The 17,593-nt window shown below is 41.4% G+C and carries 17 protein-coding genes; 5 read left to right on the top strand and 12 right to left on the bottom strand.

Annotation, left to right across the window (positions count from 1 at the left end; all coding sequences use genetic code 11):
- The first annotated feature begins 147 nt into the window (after positions 1-147).
- From HED61_RS05035 to HED61_RS05025, 3 genes are read left to right on the top strand one after another with little or no spacing between them, the layout of a single operon-like run.
- A complete protein-coding gene (locus HED61_RS05035) occupies positions 148-1,113 on the top strand; it encodes an ABC transporter substrate-binding protein (protein ID WP_021150555.1) in 966 nt (321 codons plus the stop codon).
- Between the two features lie 10 nt (positions 1,114-1,123).
- Positions 1,124-2,551, top strand: a complete 1,428-nt coding sequence (locus tag HED61_RS05030) for a sensor histidine kinase (protein ID WP_021150556.1) — start codon at positions 1,124-1,126, stop codon at positions 2,549-2,551.
- On the top strand, positions 2,551-4,104 hold the full coding sequence (locus HED61_RS05025) for a response regulator (protein ID WP_005470122.1): 1,554 nt from the start codon (positions 2,551-2,553) through the stop codon (positions 4,102-4,104). Before HED61_RS05030 ends, HED61_RS05025 begins: the two co-directional genes overlap by 1 nt.
- Before the next feature lie 130 nt (positions 4,105-4,234).
- On the opposite strand, the gene HED61_RS05020 is transcribed toward HED61_RS05025, so the two are convergent.
- Together HED61_RS05020 and HED61_RS05015 are read right to left on the bottom strand one after the other, a co-directional pair.
- A complete protein-coding gene (locus HED61_RS05020) occupies positions 4,235-6,307 on the bottom strand; it encodes a DNA topoisomerase III (protein ID WP_005470120.1) in 2,073 nt (690 codons plus the stop codon).
- Entirely contained in the window at positions 6,240-6,617 is a 378-nt protein-coding gene (locus tag HED61_RS05015; RefSeq protein ID WP_003128166.1) for a DUF1033 family protein, read from the bottom strand. The genes HED61_RS05020 and HED61_RS05015 overlap by 68 nt, the downstream gene beginning before the upstream one ends.
- A gap of 311 nt (positions 6,618-6,928) precedes the next feature.
- Here HED61_RS05015 and HED61_RS05010 point away from each other — a divergent pair, with 311 nt between their 5' ends.
- Positions 6,929-7,804, top strand: a complete 876-nt coding sequence (locus HED61_RS05010; RefSeq protein ID WP_005470119.1) for an AAA family ATPase — start codon at positions 6,929-6,931, stop codon at positions 7,802-7,804.
- Between the two features lie 115 nt (positions 7,805-7,919).
- Here HED61_RS05010 and mnmA read toward each other — a convergent pair whose 3' ends face one another.
- Positions 7,920-9,038 (bottom strand): tRNA 2-thiouridine(34) synthase MnmA, encoded by a 1,119-nt coding sequence (mnmA, locus tag HED61_RS05005; RefSeq protein WP_219645201.1) that lies wholly within the window; start codon positions 9,036-9,038, stop codon positions 7,920-7,922.
- A 344-nt stretch (positions 9,039-9,382) separates the two neighbouring features.
- Here mnmA and HED61_RS05000 point away from each other — a divergent pair, with 344 nt between their 5' ends.
- Positions 9,383-10,105, top strand: a complete 723-nt coding sequence (locus HED61_RS05000; RefSeq protein ID WP_003128163.1) for a C39 family peptidase — start codon at positions 9,383-9,385, stop codon at positions 10,103-10,105.
- A 97-nt stretch (positions 10,106-10,202) separates the two neighbouring features.
- Here the strand turns inward: HED61_RS05000 and HED61_RS04995 are convergent, their stop codons facing one another.
- The 9 genes from HED61_RS04995 to HED61_RS04955 all read right to left on the bottom strand — a co-directional run bounded on the left by HED61_RS04995 (position 10,203) and on the right by HED61_RS04955 (position 17,544).
- Complete coding sequence (locus tag HED61_RS04995) at positions 10,203-10,727, bottom strand: Asp23/Gls24 family envelope stress response protein (protein ID WP_003128162.1); 525 nt, start codon at positions 10,725-10,727, stop codon at positions 10,203-10,205.
- A gap of 54 nt (positions 10,728-10,781) precedes the next feature.
- Positions 10,782-10,976, bottom strand: a complete 195-nt coding sequence (locus HED61_RS04990; RefSeq protein ID WP_029486300.1) for a DUF2273 domain-containing protein — start codon at positions 10,974-10,976, stop codon at positions 10,782-10,784.
- An 11-nt stretch (positions 10,977-10,987) separates the two neighbouring features.
- Positions 10,988-11,551 (bottom strand): alkaline shock response membrane anchor protein AmaP, encoded by a 564-nt coding sequence (amaP, locus tag HED61_RS04985; protein WP_003128159.1) that lies wholly within the window; start codon positions 11,549-11,551, stop codon positions 10,988-10,990.
- Between the two features lie 204 nt (positions 11,552-11,755).
- Positions 11,756-12,361 carry a metallophosphoesterase gene (locus tag HED61_RS04980; protein ID WP_021150561.1) on the bottom strand — a complete coding sequence of 202 codons (606 nt, stop codon included), beginning with the start codon at positions 12,359-12,361 and terminating at the stop codon, positions 11,756-11,758.
- Between the two features lie 359 nt (positions 12,362-12,720).
- Positions 12,721-13,062, bottom strand: a complete 342-nt coding sequence (locus HED61_RS04975) for a DUF1831 domain-containing protein (protein WP_003128156.1) — start codon at positions 13,060-13,062, stop codon at positions 12,721-12,723.
- Between the two features lie 220 nt (positions 13,063-13,282).
- Positions 13,283-14,422 (bottom strand): cysteine desulfurase family protein, encoded by a 1,140-nt coding sequence (locus HED61_RS04970; RefSeq protein WP_003128155.1) that lies wholly within the window; start codon positions 14,420-14,422, stop codon positions 13,283-13,285.
- Positions 14,423-14,596: 174 nt separating this feature from the next.
- Entirely contained in the window at positions 14,597-15,550 is a 954-nt protein-coding gene (manA, locus tag HED61_RS04965; RefSeq protein WP_219645202.1) for a mannose-6-phosphate isomerase, class I, read from the bottom strand.
- 48 nt (positions 15,551-15,598) lie between these two features.
- Positions 15,599-16,603 carry a serine hydrolase domain-containing protein gene (locus tag HED61_RS04960; protein ID WP_003128153.1) on the bottom strand — a complete coding sequence of 335 codons (1,005 nt, stop codon included), beginning with the start codon at positions 16,601-16,603 and terminating at the stop codon, positions 15,599-15,601.
- 122 nt (positions 16,604-16,725) lie between these two features.
- Entirely contained in the window at positions 16,726-17,544 is an 819-nt protein-coding gene (locus tag HED61_RS04955; protein ID WP_003128152.1) for a VOC family protein, read from the bottom strand.
- Positions 17,545-17,593: the final 49 nt, after the last annotated feature.

The following is a 17,593-nucleotide window of genomic DNA, read 5'->3' as shown; positions in this document are numbered from 1 at the left end:
ATTCAAACCTTGATTTTCTTTCGATTACCTTGTTTTTTTTCGGAATCTTGAAATTAAGAAAAGCGCTTACCTTTTTTTGGTAAAATAGAGGTCGGGGGTGAAATTATGGATAAAAAAAGGTTACACATCTTCCTTTCGATCCTGCTTATGACCAGTCTTAGCGCCTGCCAACGACCAGCTGAGGGGACCAATGAATCTGCTAAAGAGAGCATTGTCATTGGCTTTTCGCAATCTGGTACAGAAAGCAGTTGGCGTAAACGTCATACTGAATCGATTCGGACAGAGTTAGAGAAAGAAGGGTATGAAGTACTTTATCGAAATGGCTATATGAATCAAGAAAGACAGATCCAAGATATCCGCAGTTTTATCGTTTACCAAGTAGATGCAATCGTCTTTACTCCATTACAAGAAGATGGTTGGGAACCAATACTCGAAGAGGCGGCCAATGCAGGTATCCCTGTTTTTATCGTTGATCGTCATGTGGATCTGGCAGATCCTTCCTTATTTTTGACACATATCGGTCCTAGTTTCAAAGCGGAAGGCAATCGAGCTGGCCTTTATGTCAGCAATTATTTCAAGCATCATGAAAATGAAACGATCAACGTGCTGGAGTTGACCGGACTCAGTGATACATCCCCTACGCAACTACGTTCAGATGGCTTTCGAGAAACCATCAAACGAGATTATGCGAAAAACAATGTCACTATTCAAGTAACTGATGCCTTGAATGGCGACTTCATTCGTAGAAAAGGCAAAGAAGTGATTGAACAATATATTGCAGAAGGAAAAATGGCCGACATCGATGTTTTATTCAGTCATAACGATGAAATGACTATCGGCGCGTTAGAAGCCTTGAAACAAACAGATATCGTCCCTGGAAAAGACATTGTTATCGTTACGATTGATGCTCAAAAAGAAATGATCGACAATTTGAAAAACGGCATCGTTAATTGCGTTGTTGAATGTAATCCCGATGCTGGTATCTTCGTTAAAAATGCTATTTCCCGTTATTTAAGTCGGGGCAGAAGTGCAGTTCCAAAAGAAATCTATGTCCACGAGACAGTTTTTTCAAGTGATATGGATTTTGACCAGATTCCACCCCGAAATTATTAAGGAGTCATTCATGAAAAAGACAAGTATAAAGGGCATCTTCCAACAAACCAATAAATTGATGATCTTAGTCGCTTTTCTTCCTTTATTGATCAGTAGTATCTTTTATTCCCGCCAAATTTTTATTTATCAAAATACGATCAACAATATTGAAGAAGCCAATCAGCTCTCGGGTAAAGTGGATGCAATTGTTTTAGAAGAAATGTGGGATCTTGTCTTTGGCCAAAAGAGCGTGGCGGATGTTCAAGTCAACAACGTCATTGAAGAATTGCGCGCGGATCTTGACCATATCCAAACAAATACGAATACAGCCAAAGAAAAGAACACGTTGGCTGTTGCCTTACGTACACTGGATTCATTAGAAACCTACCAAAACAAGCTCATCGAAAATATTGCTAACGATGAACCACTAGAAAAAAATCAATATGTGATGGTCCAGGTGGATTCTGTGATTGAATTATTATCTGAAATCCTGCAGGAATTTGTTCGTGTAGAGATTAGTTTGGCAAGTCAAACCAATCAAGATTTGATTCAATCTGTCTTGTTATTGATCGCTTTTCAATTGCTTTTGATTCTTTTGATTATTTACTTTATTTCTAAAAATCGCCGCTTTGTTCGCGAAAATCTCCAAAATCCATTGGATCGTCTAGTCGAATTATCTGATGAACTTGCCCAAGGGCATCTCGGCTTTCGAGCAGTCCTGCCTGATACACCGGAATTGCGCACATTGACGAGCAGTTTGAATAAAATGGCGGATGATTTAACCCGTTTATTAGAAGAGAATGCTTTGAAACAATACCATTTGGCTCAAAGTGAAGTTCGTGTGTTGCAAGCACAGATCACGCCTCACTTTATTTACAATAGTTTGGATGCGATCGTCTCTTTGATCGAAGTAGAACGATATGAACAAGCAACTGAAATGACGTACGCCCTCTCCGATTTTTTTCGGATTTCACTAAGCAAAGGGCACGACTGGATCCCTCTTTCAAAAGAGTTGCGCCATGTTGCTGACTATTTAACGATCCTAAAGATCCGTTATGGGGAGATGCTGACCTATGAAATCAACCAGCAGACCACTTCCCAAGACCTACTAGTTTTAAAGATGATCCTACAGCCTTTAGTTGAAAATGCCGTCTATCATGGCACCAAGTTTGTACGCCGAGTAGGAAAAATCACCATCACGATTCAGGAATATGAACAGACAATCCAGATGTCTGTCCGTGATAACGGTATTGGCATTTCCCACGAACGATTAATGGCCATCCAGCATAATCTGAAAGAAAATACAGATCCCGATCCAGAAAATGGGTATGGTCTTTATAATGTTTATCGTCGTCTATTACTAAATTACGGTAGTGACGTACAATTTGATATCGCGAGTATTGAATCACAAGGAACAACGATTTCGATCATCGTTCCTAAAAAAGGAGGAGCCCACTAATGTACAAAGTCTTCATAGTTGAAGATGAACACCTGATCCGTGATAACTTGCGGCATCAGATTATTTCTCTAGCTGAAAAATACCCCATTATTTATAGTAATGAAGCGGCAGATGGCGAGTTGGCACTTGCATCGATTCTTGACATTCGTCCAGATATCATTTTGACGGACATCAAAATGCCTTTTATGGATGGACTGACCTTTGCCAAAGAGGCCAAAAAATTATTGCCACTTGTTCGAATTATTTTTATTAGCGGCTTCGATGATTTTGATTACGCAAAAACAGCGCTACAATTGCAAGCTGATGACTATTTGTTGAAACCGATCAAAAATGAGGACCTTGAACAGACATTGATTAAAGTCATTGCTGCATTGGACCAACAGTCCCAAGAACAACACTATCTCTCACAAGATGATGAACTCCTGCGAATGGAGGTCAGAAAGAATCTCTTTTTGAATACTCTTTTCGCAAGTAAAATCACAATTTCAGAAGCTTTCCAGCAAGCGACCGAGCTAAAGCGTTCCTTTTCTGGTAAACAATTTTGTGTCTTGTTGGCCAAGACACCATACAATCAGAATTTTTCGGATTATACCCGCTTCAGTAAGCAGTTGACTTCTACTTATGGTTCCGATGAAACAGTCTTATTCTCCAGCATTTCCAGTCGCTTCATCAAATTCCTGCTTTTTGATTTCAACAAAGATGCTGTACTCGAGAAAGCCTACCAAATGGCACAAGCGCTCACCCATGACTCAAGTGAGGAAGTGGCAGTTGCCATCGGACCGGTAGTTGAGCGGTTTTCGGACATTCCAACTTCCTATCACAAAGCCAACGGGATGTTGAAAACGTATGGCGGCATCCGCAAGGAAAAGATCATTAGCTATGAGGATGATATGAAAGAAGGAGAATTATCTCCTACGAATCCTTTCAAAATCGACCTTGCCGAACGAATCTCCCAGACTGAGCCAGAGGCGATCAATGACTTAGTCAATGAAATCATGTCCGCTCAAGGAACTGCAGAAAGAACCCAAATGTATCGTTTTTTTGTTCTGGTAGAATTGATTGCGCTGGTAAAAAAGCGTGAAGGCAAAGAACAAAAGGACTTGCTAGCTCAAACTGCGGATTTAGACTATTTATCCCAACTGACAAGTGAGCCACACAACTACCAAGACAAAGTGACTGCACTGCTTACATACTTAGTCAAGCAGCAAATCAATCCGGCAATGGCAAAGTATCAAAGTGTGATCAGTCAGGCAAAACAGTTTATTGACAAAAATTTTTCTGATCCAAATATTTCGTTGAATGTCGTTGCAGAAAAAGTCAACTTGAGCCCCGCCCATTTCAGTACGATTTTCTCGCAAGCAACCGATGCCACATTCATTGAATACCTCACAGAACAGCGGCTTTCATTGGCAAAAAAACTACTGATCACAACAAATTTGCGCCTTTCCGAGATCGCCTTTGATATTGGTTACAATGATCCAAATTACTTCTCTTTCCTATTCAAGAAAAAAGAACAGATTTCACCCAAAGAGTATCGTCAGATCCACCATTGACAGAAGTTCAAAAAAACCAGCCCAACCTTATACATAAGGCTGGACTGGTTTTTTAGGCTAGCAAATAATGCAAGAAGCAAAATCGTTGAACGAACAAAATCAATACTGGCGTCTTGCCTTCAGCCGTTCGTCATTCTTTTTTCTCCATCGCCGCTTTTAATGCTGCAGCCAATGGACTTTCTTGCGGTTCTTCCTGATTGATCTTTTGCATCAACCGGCGTTCTTCATGTTTGGTCAATTTTTTGTTACGCTCTTTCTTATCTGCCATTTTCTCGGTGATCCCATCGAACTTGCAACGGAAGAAAGCACCATTCTTTCCTTCAATGATCTCCATCTTTCGATGACATTGTGGACAGCGATGGTTAGACACTTTAGGATCTTTACGACGACGATACTTACAGGTTTGACTTGAACAAACATAGATCTTGCCATCTCGGGTACTCTTTTCCCTTAATGGTTCCCCGCATTCAGGACATCGTTTTTGCGTTAAGGAAAAGTCTTGATATTTGCTTTCGCTTTGCTTGATTTCTTTGACTAATTGCTTGGTATGTTTTTCTATCTGAGCAAGGAATTTTTGTTCCGAGTATTTTCCTTTAGCGATCAGTTCTAATTCCTTTTCCCATTTCTCCGTCAATTCCGGAGTGACTAAAGATGGGTTGACTAGCACCAACAACTGCTTGCCTTTTGGCGAAACTTGTAAACCGCTAGGTGTTCGCTCCATCAACTCTGACTTGATCAATTTCTCAATGATCTCAGCTCTCGTTGCAGGCGTTCCTAAGCTATGTTTTTCCATTTTGCCTAAGAGCGTACCTTCATTCAATGGTTTCGGCGGCGTCGTTAGTTCCTTTTGAATACTGAATGTTGGTTTGACACTCATTTGTTCCTGCCAAGAAACAGTGGTTGCTTCTTCTTTTGACTTTTTCCAGCCTGCCTCGATCACAGTGTTATGGGTAAAGACAAACACTTCATTACCAAATTTGACTGTAACTTTTTGCTGCTGCTTCTTATGCGGTTTGGCAAAAAGCATCAAAAAACGTTCAACGATCATTTGATAGATTCGCTGTTCGTCATTACTCAATTTTTCATAACGTGCCCGTTGCTCTGTAGGCAACAAGGCATGGTGATCCGTAACTTTCTTATCATTAAACACAGCTTGCTGCTGAACTTGACCGCCATTTTTCAAATAGCTTTTGACTTCAGGAGCAAAATCGGCCACTGCTTGCAACCGTTCTTTCATCGTTGCTTTCATGTCACTGGTTAAGTATTTTGAATCAGTCCGCGGATACGTGACGATTTTATGGGTTTCATACAAGCTTTGGACCAATGACAACGTTTTTTTGGCAGAAAAGTCATAGCGATGATTGGCTTCTCGCTGAATCTCCGTCAAATCATAGGGTAAAGGAGCCGCTTCGGTTTTGATCTTCTCTTCAATAGACGCAACACGGCCATTTTGCTGACTCATCTTTTGAACCAGTGCTTCGGCTTCGCTACGGTCTTTCAATTGATAAGGATTGCTTTGTTGCCGCTTTGCTTTACTGTCGCCCACTTCTAAGTTGATGACATAATAGGTTTGGGGGCGGAAACCTTCAATCTGTTTCTCTTGTGCGCGAACCAAAGCAAGCGTTGGTGTTTGAACTCGGCCAGCGCTTAAATTATCCTGATATTTCACTGTTAAGGCACGGGTCACATTCAAGCCGACTAGCCAGTCTGCTTTTGCCCGAGCAATGGCAGAATGATACAAGTTATCATACTGCTTCGCCGGCTGCAACTTTGAGAACCCTTCTTTGATAGCCTTAGGGGTCTGAGAGGAAATCCAAAGCCGCTTGACAGGTTTGTCACAGCGGACCCACTCTAAGATCCATCGGGCCACCAACTCGCCTTCTCGTCCTGCATCGGTAGCGATCACGACTTCCGACACATCTTTGCGATGTGCCAGTTGTTTGATTGCTTTCAACTGATGCCCCGTCTTAGGCAATGGTTTGATCCCGATCGTTTTGGGAACCATCGGTAATGTTTCCATCTGCCACGAGGCCCATTCTTTGTTTAAATCTTCGGGCATTTTTAGACCTAATAAATGACCAAGGGCCCAAGTAACGATTACCTTGGGTCCTTCGTAATAATTTTTATTTTTTTGATTACAACCCAATACTTTGCTGAGGTCTTTGGCAACGCTTGGCTTTTCCGCTAGAATTAGTTGTTTCATAAAAATCTTTCCTGCTTTCATCGACGACTTGTTGGTATTCTTTAAGTAGTGCCAACCCAATATATTGTTGGAGATAATCGTCGCATTCTTCACACCAGCGTTCTTCGTCTTCATTCCAAAAAGCCGTCATAAAGTTGGTTTTTGCATTTATGTACGAATACTCTTTCCGAATCTCGTGCCATTTTTCTTCGTAAAATGACTGTGCTTCCGCAAAAGATGCAAATGTGAACGCCTCTTGAATATCTGCCTGCCATCCTTCAAAAAACCACCATGGCTCGTTATCACCATACATGACTATTACTTGATACATCCCATCGCTCCTCTCAAGATTCCTTTCCCATATTAGTCACTTTTACCAAAAGTTGCAAGGAATAAGTCTCAACAATTAAGCACCCTTTAAAAAATTCAAAAAATCATCGTTTTTTTATGTTTTTATACTGTCTCTTAAGATGACATCAAAATGATGTTACCCTTAGTCTAGCATAGAACACAGGGAATGTGAATATAACAAGAAAAGATAACAACTCTACATAGGTGAAATTATTCTACTTGGAAAATTTTTTTATGGCAAGAACAATTATGTTACACTAAACAAAAAATCTGTTAGGAGTTGGCGCGTTGATGTACCTTAATCAAATTACTTTTCCTGATCGTGAATCCGAAGGGTCATTTTTTGCGGGGATTATGCGAACTGTCTATGATTCCTATTACCCCTATCAAGTCTTGTCAAAGAACGCCTTTTCTCAAATCGATTTTGAACCAATCACTATCCTTTACGGAGGCAACGGTTCAGGAAAAACCACCGCACTGAACGTCCTTGCTGAGAAGATCGGCGCGCAACGGTCCGCCGCTTATAATCGTTCCAACTTCTTTGAAGATTACCTTGATCAATGCCATTGCATAGTTACCAACGAACCTAAAATCAAGCAAATTTTGACCAGCGATGACGTATTCGACTATATGCTCGACATTCGCAATTTGAATCAAGGCATTGATCGCCGCCGAGAAGAAATCTTCGACGAATATTTTGAAGCCAAATATGCAAATTTTCGTTTTAAAGGCTTTGAAGACTATGAGAGATTAAAAAAAATCAACCTCGCACGTTCCAATACACAATCGAAATTCACACGTAAAAATCTGATGGATAATGTCCGTGAATTCTCAAACGGAGAAAACGCGGCAAGCTTTTTCCAAGAAAAAATCGTGCCTAATGGACTGTATCTTTTAGACGAACCAGAAAATTCACTGTCGGCCCAACGACAAATTGAGTTAGTCGCATTTATCGAAGACATGACCCGCTACGAACATTGTCAATTTGTCATCGCTACCCACAGCCCTTTTGTCCTCTCCATCAAAGAAGCAAAGATCTACGATTTGGATCAAAAGCCGGTGGATGTGCGTCGCTGGACACAGTTGGAAAATGTTCAGACCTACTACCGCTTTTTCCAAATGCATCAAGAAGCTTTTGAAGATGAAAAAAGACGTACCGATCAATAAGAATCTCCTAGAATCACATAGAAAACGATCCGAAAGATCATGCCTGCAAATCCATACAGGCATCACTGATCATTCGGATCGTTTCAATTATCACTGCTGCAATCGTTCGAATCGTTTAGACATATTGCAATTCTTTTGCTTCTTGGTAAGCGGCATCGATCAAGCCACCGCCAAGACATTCCATGCCATCATAAAAGACCACTGCTTGTCCTGGGGTGATTGCCCGAACGGGTTCATCGAAGATCACTTCGGCACGGTCATTATCTAGCAAGCGGACAGAGACGCCGACATCTTGTTGACGATAACGGAATTTGGCTGTGCACTTGAATTCACTTGGACGATCCGTGTCTGTCGTAAAGTGGATTTGACTTGCTTCCAACCGATCCGCATACAATGCTGGATGGTGGAATCCTTGTCCCACATACAATGTGTTTGTTGCTAAATCTTTGCCAACAACAAACCACGGTTCTTGTGAAGTGCCGCCGCCACCGATTCCCAATCCTTGACGTTGGCCGATGGTATAGTACATCAGACCATCATGTTGTCCTTTGACTTCACCATCTAATGTGACCATGTTGCCTTTTTTTGCTGGCAAGTAATTGCTTAGAAATTGTTTGAAATTCTTTTCACCGATAAAGCAAACACCTGTAGAATCTTTTTTCTTAGCTGTTGCTAAACCAGCTCGTTCAGCAATGGCCCGTACTTCAGATTTTTCCATGCCGCCTAAAGGGAACATGGTTTTACTCAATTGTGCTTGCGACAGTTGGCTCAAGAAATACGTTTGGTCTTTGTTGCTATCCACTCCGCGCAGCATATGGGTAACCCCATTTTCATCCGTTTCGACTTGAGCATAGTGTCCAGTTGCCACATAATCAGCACCAAGATCCATGGCATAATCTAAAAAGGCCTTGAATTTGATTTCTTTGTTACACATAACATCTGGGTTTGGTGTACGTCCAGCTCGATATTCAGCTAAGAAATATTCGAAAACGCGGTCCCAATATTCTTTTTCGAAATTGACTGAATAATAGGGAATGCCGATTTGAGCTGCTACTTTAGCCACATCTTTGTAATCTTCCGTTGCAGTACATACACCATTTTCATCGGTATCGTCCCAATTTTTCATAAAGATCCCGACAACATCATACCCTTGTTCTTTCAGCAAAAGTGCTGTTACCGACGAGTCCACCCCGCCACTCATTCCAACCACCACACGGGTGTTTTTGTTAGACATGATTTTTCACCATCATTTCAATTATAGATTCTGAAATCATCTACGATTTGAAGGTCGCAACTTTTCAGTAATTTGCATTATACAACAGATTGGCAAAAAATTCACGGAGAGTTTCATCGGTTTAGCTTTTCCTGTAAAAAACTTAGATACTTCTTTAAATTCAAAAAAACCTTTCCCACATAAATAGTTCCTCCGACAGCTGCTGCTTAAGCCTAATGCTAGCCTGCTTTCAAGCAAAAAGAAACTATCATAAAATCGTATGAATTTCTTCATAAAATACAGAAATGTCTGTTGCAAGGATCAGCTATACTCCTCTTAGATAATGACAAAAGGGGTAACAGAACATGAACAATCACGCAACGACTGACCGCAGAAATAGAAAAAAGCCAAAAAATTCCGTCAAAAAAAGTATTCTTGTCTTACTGATCATTGTCGCCGGTTCTTTCCTTTTACGACAATTAGTCTTTGAAAGAGTAAAGCATTCCGACTCACAAGACATCGTATTATTGCCAAAGAAATTTTCAGAGCAAGCCAATCAAGTGCTGCAAGAAGTGCTGCCGAAGTCCCAACAAGTCCCTTTGATTTTGCAAAGAGACGAACGTTGGGGGATGAAACGTTACGGCTCTGGGGAACAGCAAAATACCTTTGCCGATAATGGTTGTGCCATCGCATCTTTAGCAATGATTGATTCTTTTTGGCGAAATCAGGCACCAGAACCAGACAATATTCTCAACTGGGCAGGCAACCAATTTTATCTTGCTGATCAAGGAACTAGCTGGCAAATCTTTCCTCAGTTTGCCGAACATTTTGGCTATCAATTCTTAGATCTGGGAAATTCTTTCGAGGAAGCTTACAAGATGATTCAGCAAGGATTTCCCGTCATTGTCTCCGTACAGCCGGGAACATTTACTACCACAGGCCATTTGATGGTATTGGCTTTGAATAGAGAAGGGGGGATTCAAGTGCTTGATCCAAATGATTCACCAGATAAAAACCACTACAAAAAAACTTTCTCTAATGAACTGCTTGCTGCTGAAGGATTGAATTATTGGTGCTTTTGGCTTTGATTTTCAAAAGCAACTTACAGACTTGCACTGTTGACTGAGAACCATCAAAAAAAAACAGACTAGCCGATTAGCTAGCCTGTTTTTATATTTGCCGTAATTATTGAACTCGTGGTTCGTTGTTTTCTTGGATACGGCTGGCAGTTTTGTTGAATGCGCCTTTGGCTTTACGTGTTTGTTTTGAAGCAAATTCTCCAGTTGTTTCTGCAGCACTGCTAACTTTGTCTTGAACAGTTTCTGAATCTTTTTCGAATTGTTCACGAGTTTTAACATCTGCTACATTAACGTTCACTTCGATAACTTCCAAGTTTGTCATTTTGTTGACTTGTGTTGAAACGACTTCTTTGATTTGGTCGTAAATGGCAGTCATGTCGCTACCGTATTCTGCTACGATATCTAAATCTACGGCTACTTGTTTTTTACCAACTTCAACGTTGATACCGGAAGTAACATCATCCGTATTCACTAATTTTCCTGCGATATTTGAGAAGAACCCACCATCAACCGTTAATAGTCCATCTACGGATTCTAGCGCAATCCCGACAATCTTTTGAATTACTTTATCTTCGTAAGTCAATTCTCCTTTAACACCTGCAGTAGTTGTTGGTTTTACTTGATTTTCCATTGTACATTCCTCCTATATCTTCATAAAAATTATAATAATAAATGTTACCGATCACTAACGCCGCGGCTTTTGAAATTGATCAAAGAAACCGATCTCTTTGAGGTAGAAGCCAAGGTAACCTCCTAGTGCTGTAAAAATCAGTAGTAGCAATGTTTTCAAAAAGCCGACTGTCAGAAAGAGAATTGCTAGTATCAGTCCTAATGCAGCAAAGATAACCGGGATCTTATTTTGTTCGAACCATTTGTTCATCATTTCTCCTCCTAAACGACACGGGGTTGTGTGTGATGTTCTCTTGTTTCTTCAGCGTCTTTCAAGACAACTTCTGTTTGTATATCATGAGTGACACCGAATAGCGTTTGAAGCTTACTGCTGATCTCACCAACCAATGCTTCTTGTTGTTGCGGGATGGCTGCGGTCTGTTTCATTTCTCCATCGATCATGACTCGGACTTTATTCTTGATAATCTTGACCTTCACTGATGGCGAATGGATAAAATCAGCTTGTTGGACATTCTTTAAAACAAAATGTTCCAAGGCTTTCTTTTGAATCACCAATTCTCCGGATTTTTGCTGGATAACCAAACGATCCGAACGCTTTGGAAAGAACAAGACAACGAAAATACCAATGATCGTCAGCAGTGCAAAGCCGACACATGTCCAAAACAAAAACATGCTCATGGAAGCTCCGACCCACGGATACTCACGCAGTGGAATCAAGTAGAATGGTAAATCTACCGCTTGCTGATTCTCAATCATGCCAAAGAAAAAGACGAGCAACAATAACAGTAACCCAATGATCATGATCACTTTAGAAATCTTACGCATAGGCAACCTCCTTTACTACTTTCTATTTAAAGCATACACATTTCTTAAATATCCTTCAAATGATAAACCTTGAAACCGATTATTTTTTCATTCTATGACCAATGTTCAGCTTACTAGAAGCAGAAATTTTGTCTTGCTATTATAACTATTGTTAAAAAGATATATGACTATAATTCTTTAACCGACTGTTTTCCTTGTTATTTCTCAATGAAACGTTTGGTGTATTTCTGCTTGTTTGGCTTGAAAGATCCTTTCTAATTGGTTTTCGGAAATTGGTCGTCCAAACGGCCAAGGTTGAGGAAGGAATGCTAATTCCGGCGCATCGACACCGACATTGATATTCTCAGCGATAGGCAAACTATGATGATGGATATGCCCATGAAGGTTACGGCTATTCTTTGTCATTCCCAATAGCATCGGATAATGACTCAAATAATACTGGTGATGATCAAATTTTAACAACAGACCGACATCCGCAAAAGAAAACTTCGGCTCTCCGGAAATTCCGGGATCGTGCTTTGCTAGATAACGAAAGAGTGCGCGCGTATCATGGTTGCCTTTGATAAAAGCGATCTTTCCTTGCAGCCGTACTAATAGCGCTAAAAGCTCTGCAAACCCCGCTTCATGTTCGGGATGGAGTGCAATATCTCCTAGATGGTAGACCGTATCTTGTGCTTGAACCACCTGATTCCAATTAGCGACCATGACTTCATGCATCTCTGAGACAGACGCAAACGGACGTGGGGCAAAATCATTCGAACCTAATAGTTTTTCATGAAAATAATGAGTATCTGATGTAAAATAGCGCATCTTCTCTTCCTTTCTCAGGGTAAATGTTTTACATATCTGTCAGTATACGCTTAGCCTAAAAAGAAAACAGCAAACAAAAGCCATGATTGAAGTCACGATCTTTCCTTCAACTGTAACAAAAAAACAACCGAACGATTTCATTTCTGCCAAAGAGCAAGGGACAAGTCACAACAACATCCACATTGATAGTGTGGAACCGCTAACGTAGTGGATTAGCGCTAGCCTCCACACTCGCTACTGTGGACGATCCAACATTGTCCACGGAATAATTTGTTCATGATTGTCTTCCAGATACACTTTTGAAACGAAAATCTTTTGGTTGCTTTTCCTAAATAACGGATCATTTTGTTCGCGATGGTTTACGCTTTGATGAATAATCCGCGACTAATAAACCCATCCATCAAGAAATAAAATTTTTCTTGCAGCATTTTGTGTTGCGGGTCTTTAAAGATGTTGACTGCTTTCAATCCATTGGCTGTCGTAATCGACATCTTAAACGTTTTGATGTCCTTTGCGACGGTGATTTTTAATTTAAAGCCTTCTTTACTTTGCGGAGTTGCTTCCAACCCGCGGATCAGTTGGAAATTGCCACTGTTTGTTTCAGTAAATCCATTGTCCCGCAGTGTATACTTTTTTGCTTCTGGTGCTAATTGGTAGCGGGTCTCTGCACCTAAGACAGTTGTTGTTGTTTCAAATGCCATTTGCTTTCCACCTCGTTCGACGTTTTGATTTCCGAAAAAGCTTCTCTAGAAAAAATACAAGTGCTTTTTTCTAGAGAAAGTCTCTTTGCTATCCGGTATTTCTTTCTTCAGATTATCATGAATGGTTGCATGAGTGCCAGTTTTTTTTTGCTTTCTGCTCTCTTTTCGCTTATCTAGGAGCAGCCCCTTCGATTCCTCTAAAAACACGAAACTATGGGTACTACTTCTTCGTTCCTAAAACGGTTCGAGCAAGTAATTCTGCAAAACTATGGACCTCTTCTTCTGTGTTACCAAGACCAAAACTGATCCGCACAGATTCTCCCACAGCGGGATGCTCTTTGCCATACATTGCTTCTAAAACATGAGAAGGTTCCACGTTCCCTGCGGTACAAGCTGAACCCGTCGAGATCGCAATGCCTTTTAGATCCAATTTCATCAACAGTAGATCACTAGTAACACCAGGAAATTGCAGATTGATGATGTGAGGCAGCTTGCTATCAGGATCTCCATTTAAACGGTAGTCAACGCTTTGCTCTTCCAAAACAGAAAAAACTTGCTTAGCAAATTGCTGATACGTCTCACTGTACGCACGCTGTACTTCTGGAGTCAGCAAGGAAACAGCTTTTGCCATACCTACGATCCCTGCCAAATTTTCTGTACCGGCACGGCGCTTTTCTTCTTGCTCACCACCGTGTAAGAGAGTGGGTAGTGACAAGCCGTCTCGTTTGTACAAGAAACCAACGCCTTTAGGTCCGTTGATCTTATGTGCTGAAATACTCAACAAATCGATGCCATACGCAGCAGGATCAATGGGCAGCTTGCCGTAAGCTTGTACGGCGTCCGTATGAAAAACAGCGGCGTGTTCTTTTAGCAGTTCGCCAATTTCTTGGATCGGCAAAATATTGCCCGTTTCATTATTGGCGAACATAATTGAAACGAGGATCGTATCTGGACGTAGTGCCGCTGCTACTTGTTCTGATAAGAGCTGTCCTTTTTTATCGACAGGTAAGTATGTGATCTCGAACCCTTGCTTCTCCAAAAACTTCATGCTTTCGATGACTGCTGGATGTTCGATCGTCGTAGTAATGATGTGTTTTCCTACTGCTTGTTTTGCATACGCGGTGCCGAGGATCGCTGTGTTGTCGCTTTCCGTTCCGCCACTATTAAAAATGATCTCGTGGGCTTTGACACCTAACTGATCGGCGATTACTTGTCGCGCTTCTTCTAGCTTGGTATGGGCATCCCGACCGTACCTATGGATACTGGAAGGATTGCCAAAAAATGTCGTCATTGTGTCATTCATGGCTCGAATGACAGCCGGGTGCATCGGCGTCGTTGCTGCATGATCTAAATAAACCATTCGTTTCACCTATCCTTTATTAAAGCCATTATAACAAATCTAAACCAACCGTCTATCCCTAACGATTGATTTTCCGGTAGTTTAAAAGAATAGCAAAAAACAGCAAGCAGGTTTTCTTCTGCTTGCTGCGAATGATTTGGTTCTTCAATGTATTTTTTTAGAAAAAGTAATCACTTATGCGTTCTCACCAGGTTCAGAGGCGATCACCGTCAGTTCTCCCTGTAATGTCCATTTTTTGATTGGATTAGGCAGAATACAGCTTGTTCCCATCTTCAATTCATAGGAATGACCATCGATCACAAGTTGACCATATCCGTCAATCACGGTCATCAGAGTATAGTCTGCTTGTTGTTCCAGATTCAATTTGCCACGAACTTCCCATTCATAAACATTGAAAAATTCGGTTTCCAGATACGTCACGATTGCCGAAGATCCTTGCTTGATTTCACGAATCGACAGTTCTGGTGCTTTAGCGGGCACAGTCGTCACATCAACAGATTGTTGGATATGCAGTTCTCTGGTCTTGCCTTGATCGTCTGTCCGATCATAGTCATAAACCCGATAAGTGGTATCTGAACTTTGTTGTGTTTCCAAAATCATGATGCCTTTACCGATTGCATGGATCGTTCCGCTTGGCACATAGAAAAAGTCGCCTTTTTTAACAGGAACTTTCGTTAATAGATCATCCCAACGGCCGTCTTCGATCATTGCTTTTAATTCTTCTTTGGTTTGTGCGTGGTGGCCATAAATGATCTCTGCCCCAGGTTCTGCATCAATGATGTACCAGCATTCTGTCTTGCCTAGTTCACCTTCATGTTCCATGCCGTACGCATCGTCTGGATGCACTTGCACAGATAGATCGTCTTCTGCATCCAAGATTTTGATCAGCAAAGGAAATACCGGCGCCTCCGAATGACCAAACAATTCTTGGTGATCCCGCCATAAGTCTGCTAATGTCTTCCCTTTAAATGGGCCGTTTTCAATCACGCTGACACCATGAGGATGTGCACTGATCGCCCAGTCTTCACCGATCTTATCATTTGGCAGATCAAAATCGAAAACAGAATGTAAACGGCTACCGCCCCAAATTTTTTCTTGAAAAACAGGTTTCATAAATAATGGTTCCATAGTTGATCCCCTCTCTATTGATTCGCTAATATTATAGCACGAAAAACTTCAACGAACGGATTCTTTTAAATAACTTTGTACAATTTGATCCCGATGTTTCAGATAGCTGTCTCTGTGATCCTCTGGATGTACGCGATTCGAAAGAAAAATAAATGCTTTGCCATCAGAACCAATCAAAAGGAAGGTCCCTGTATACCCTGTATGATAGAGGTGTACAGGCGTACCTTTCAAGTCCCAGCCGATTGAGCGATGTCCTGTTTCAGATGGCGTATGGTCTAGATATAGTCTTTCCAGTATATCTGCTGAAAGAAAAGATTGCGTCGCTGTCTGACCTTTCTTCAACATCATTTGTACAAATTGAGTCAAATCATCAATGGTTGAAAACAGCCCTGCGTTTCCGGCATGTTTGCCCAAAACTCGTGCTTTGGGATCATGGGTGATTCCTTTCAGAACAGTCCCATCTTCTTGGCGCTGAGTGGCTGCTACCTTGCTTGCTGCCGGCAAAGGAGGAAACCCACTGTTGGTCATTTCTAGCGGTTGCAGAACCTCCTGCTGGAAGATCTCGGTGACAGAACAGCCAAAAAGTTCCTCCAACATGAAGCCTAGAAGAATCGTGCCCGTATCCGTGTACTGGACTTGCTTGTCAAGCTGTGGTCCGCTTTGGACTCGAAGATACGCGTGACGCAGCTCTTCAGCAGACAATTGATCGCGGCGAGGAATCCAAGTCTGGATATCGGAGGTGTGGGTTAAAAGATGTCGTAACGTTACTTTCTGATCAGTAAAAGCAGGCAAATAGCGGACCAGAGGGTCATCGATTGCTAGGACTCCCTGTTCCCATAGTTTGAGAATCACCGTCGTCGTACAAACCACTTTCGTCAAAGAAGCCACATCAAATAGGTGTTCCGTCGTAAGTGATTCTATTTGGGGCTGCCGAGCCGCGTAGCCTAAACAATGAGTCTCCATTTGCTCTCCATGGATGAATCGATAAACAACTCCCGGTAAGACGCCCTCCTGTTGCTTTTCAGCGATTAGCCGAATCGTTTCTGGATACATACCAGTTCCTCCTTTCGTGCGCCTCTAAACTGTTTTGATTATACCAGTCAGGCCCTAATTGCACAAAAAAATACAGAAGAGATTTCCAGAGAAATTCTTCTGCATCTTAGTGGTGAATCGCATTATTTATTTGCAACGAACCACCATTCGATCCCGATGGTATCGTAGGTAGTCAGTAAGTTTTTCTTTTTATCAATAAAGAATTCTTGCTTGCTGTCAGTCAAATGAGCTTCCAAAGTCAATAAGTCTTCTTTATCAATAGCGATCTTCAAAAAGTCCAATCCCAATACCTCATGTGTCGGTAAATCGATGGTTCCGCCTTGGCCTTCGATCAAACCAACTTGAAAATCATCTTCATTCAAATGTAAGAAACCATCTGCTTCTTTGGTCGTCAAACCTAACAGCTCTTCCAAAAAGTCGCGTTCTTTCGCTACATCACTGACATTCAGATGAATTTGGTTGAAGCGAGCTTTGCTTGATAACAGGACTACCTCACTTGGTGCAGCTTCGATCAATGCTTCAAGCGTTTTTGGCAAATCTGTTTCTTGAGTGCCTTCGTAAAAAACTTCGATTCGGTTTTCTTCAGGATCAGCCAAAACAACTGCGATTTGACTTCCTTCAAAAATAGATTCTTCAAAAGTCGCAGACTGTTCTTTCGCTTTTTTACAAATTGCTGCCAGTTCTTCTAAGGAAGCGACGGTCAAGCGGATCCGTTGCATTTTTTTGATTTCCCCAAAATGATCATTGGCCCGTGGACTTTCTTCTAGCCAGATGACTTCACCTTCTGCACCTTTGAAACCCAAAATGGCTAATTCGTTTTCTTCCCGTTTCAAATCAAAACCTAGAACATCACGATAAAAAGCAATCGCTTTATCCCGATCTTTTACTCGAATCGCGATTGTCCGCAACTTTGTGCTCTTCCCCAATACAAAATCTGTCATTATTTCTCCCCCTATATATGTATGCGTTTATCTATGCATTTGTCCTTAT

This window comes from Enterococcus gallinarum, from assembly GCF_021496385.1.
In the GTDB taxonomy this organism is placed as follows: Bacteria; Bacillota; Bacilli; order Lactobacillales; family Enterococcaceae; genus Enterococcus_D; species Enterococcus_D gallinarum.
This window is presented reverse-complemented; position numbering and strand designations above follow the sequence as displayed.

Bases quoted from the DNA above. Each gene is read 5' to 3' on its own strand.
- HED61_RS05035 (WP_021150555.1), top strand. From the start codon at position 148: ATGACCAGTCTTAGCGCCTGCCAACGACCAGCTGAGGGGACCAATGAA.
- HED61_RS05030 (WP_021150556.1), top strand. From the start codon at position 1,124: ATGAAAAAGACAAGTATAAAGGGCATCTTCCAACAAACCAATAAATTG.
- HED61_RS05025 (WP_005470122.1), top strand. From the start codon at position 2,551: ATGTACAAAGTCTTCATAGTTGAAGATGAACACCTGATCCGTGATAAC.
- HED61_RS05020 (WP_005470120.1), bottom strand. From the start codon at position 6,307: ATGAAACAACTAATTCTAGCGGAAAAGCCAAGCGTTGCCAAAGACCTC.
- HED61_RS05015 (WP_003128166.1), bottom strand. From the start codon at position 6,617: ATGTATCAAGTAATAGTCATGTATGGTGATAACGAGCCATGGTGGTTT.
- HED61_RS05010 (WP_005470119.1), top strand. From the start codon at position 6,929: ATGTACCTTAATCAAATTACTTTTCCTGATCGTGAATCCGAAGGGTCA.
- mnmA (WP_219645201.1), bottom strand. From the start codon at position 9,038: ATGTCTAACAAAAACACCCGTGTGGTGGTTGGAATGAGTGGCGGGGTG.
- HED61_RS05000 (WP_003128163.1), top strand. From the start codon at position 9,383: ATGAACAATCACGCAACGACTGACCGCAGAAATAGAAAAAAGCCAAAA.
- HED61_RS04995 (WP_003128162.1), bottom strand. From the start codon at position 10,727: ATGGAAAATCAAGTAAAACCAACAACTACTGCAGGTGTTAAAGGAGAA.
- HED61_RS04990 (WP_029486300.1), bottom strand. From the start codon at position 10,976: ATGAACAAATGGTTCGAACAAAATAAGATCCCGGTTATCTTTGCTGCA.
- amaP (WP_003128159.1), bottom strand. From the start codon at position 11,551: ATGCGTAAGATTTCTAAAGTGATCATGATCATTGGGTTACTGTTATTG.
- HED61_RS04980 (WP_021150561.1), bottom strand. From the start codon at position 12,361: ATGCGCTATTTTACATCAGATACTCATTATTTTCATGAAAAACTATTA.
- HED61_RS04975 (WP_003128156.1), bottom strand. From the start codon at position 13,062: ATGGCATTTGAAACAACAACAACTGTCTTAGGTGCAGAGACCCGCTAC.
- HED61_RS04970 (WP_003128155.1), bottom strand. From the start codon at position 14,422: ATGGTTTATTTAGATCATGCAGCAACGACGCCGATGCACCCGGCTGTC.
- manA (WP_219645202.1), bottom strand. From the start codon at position 15,550: ATGGAACCATTATTTATGAAACCTGTTTTTCAAGAAAAAATTTGGGGC.
- HED61_RS04960 (WP_003128153.1), bottom strand. From the start codon at position 16,603: ATGTATCCAGAAACGATTCGGCTAATCGCTGAAAAGCAACAGGAGGGC.
- HED61_RS04955 (WP_003128152.1), bottom strand. From the start codon at position 17,544: ATGACAGATTTTGTATTGGGGAAGAGCACAAAGTTGCGGACAATCGCG.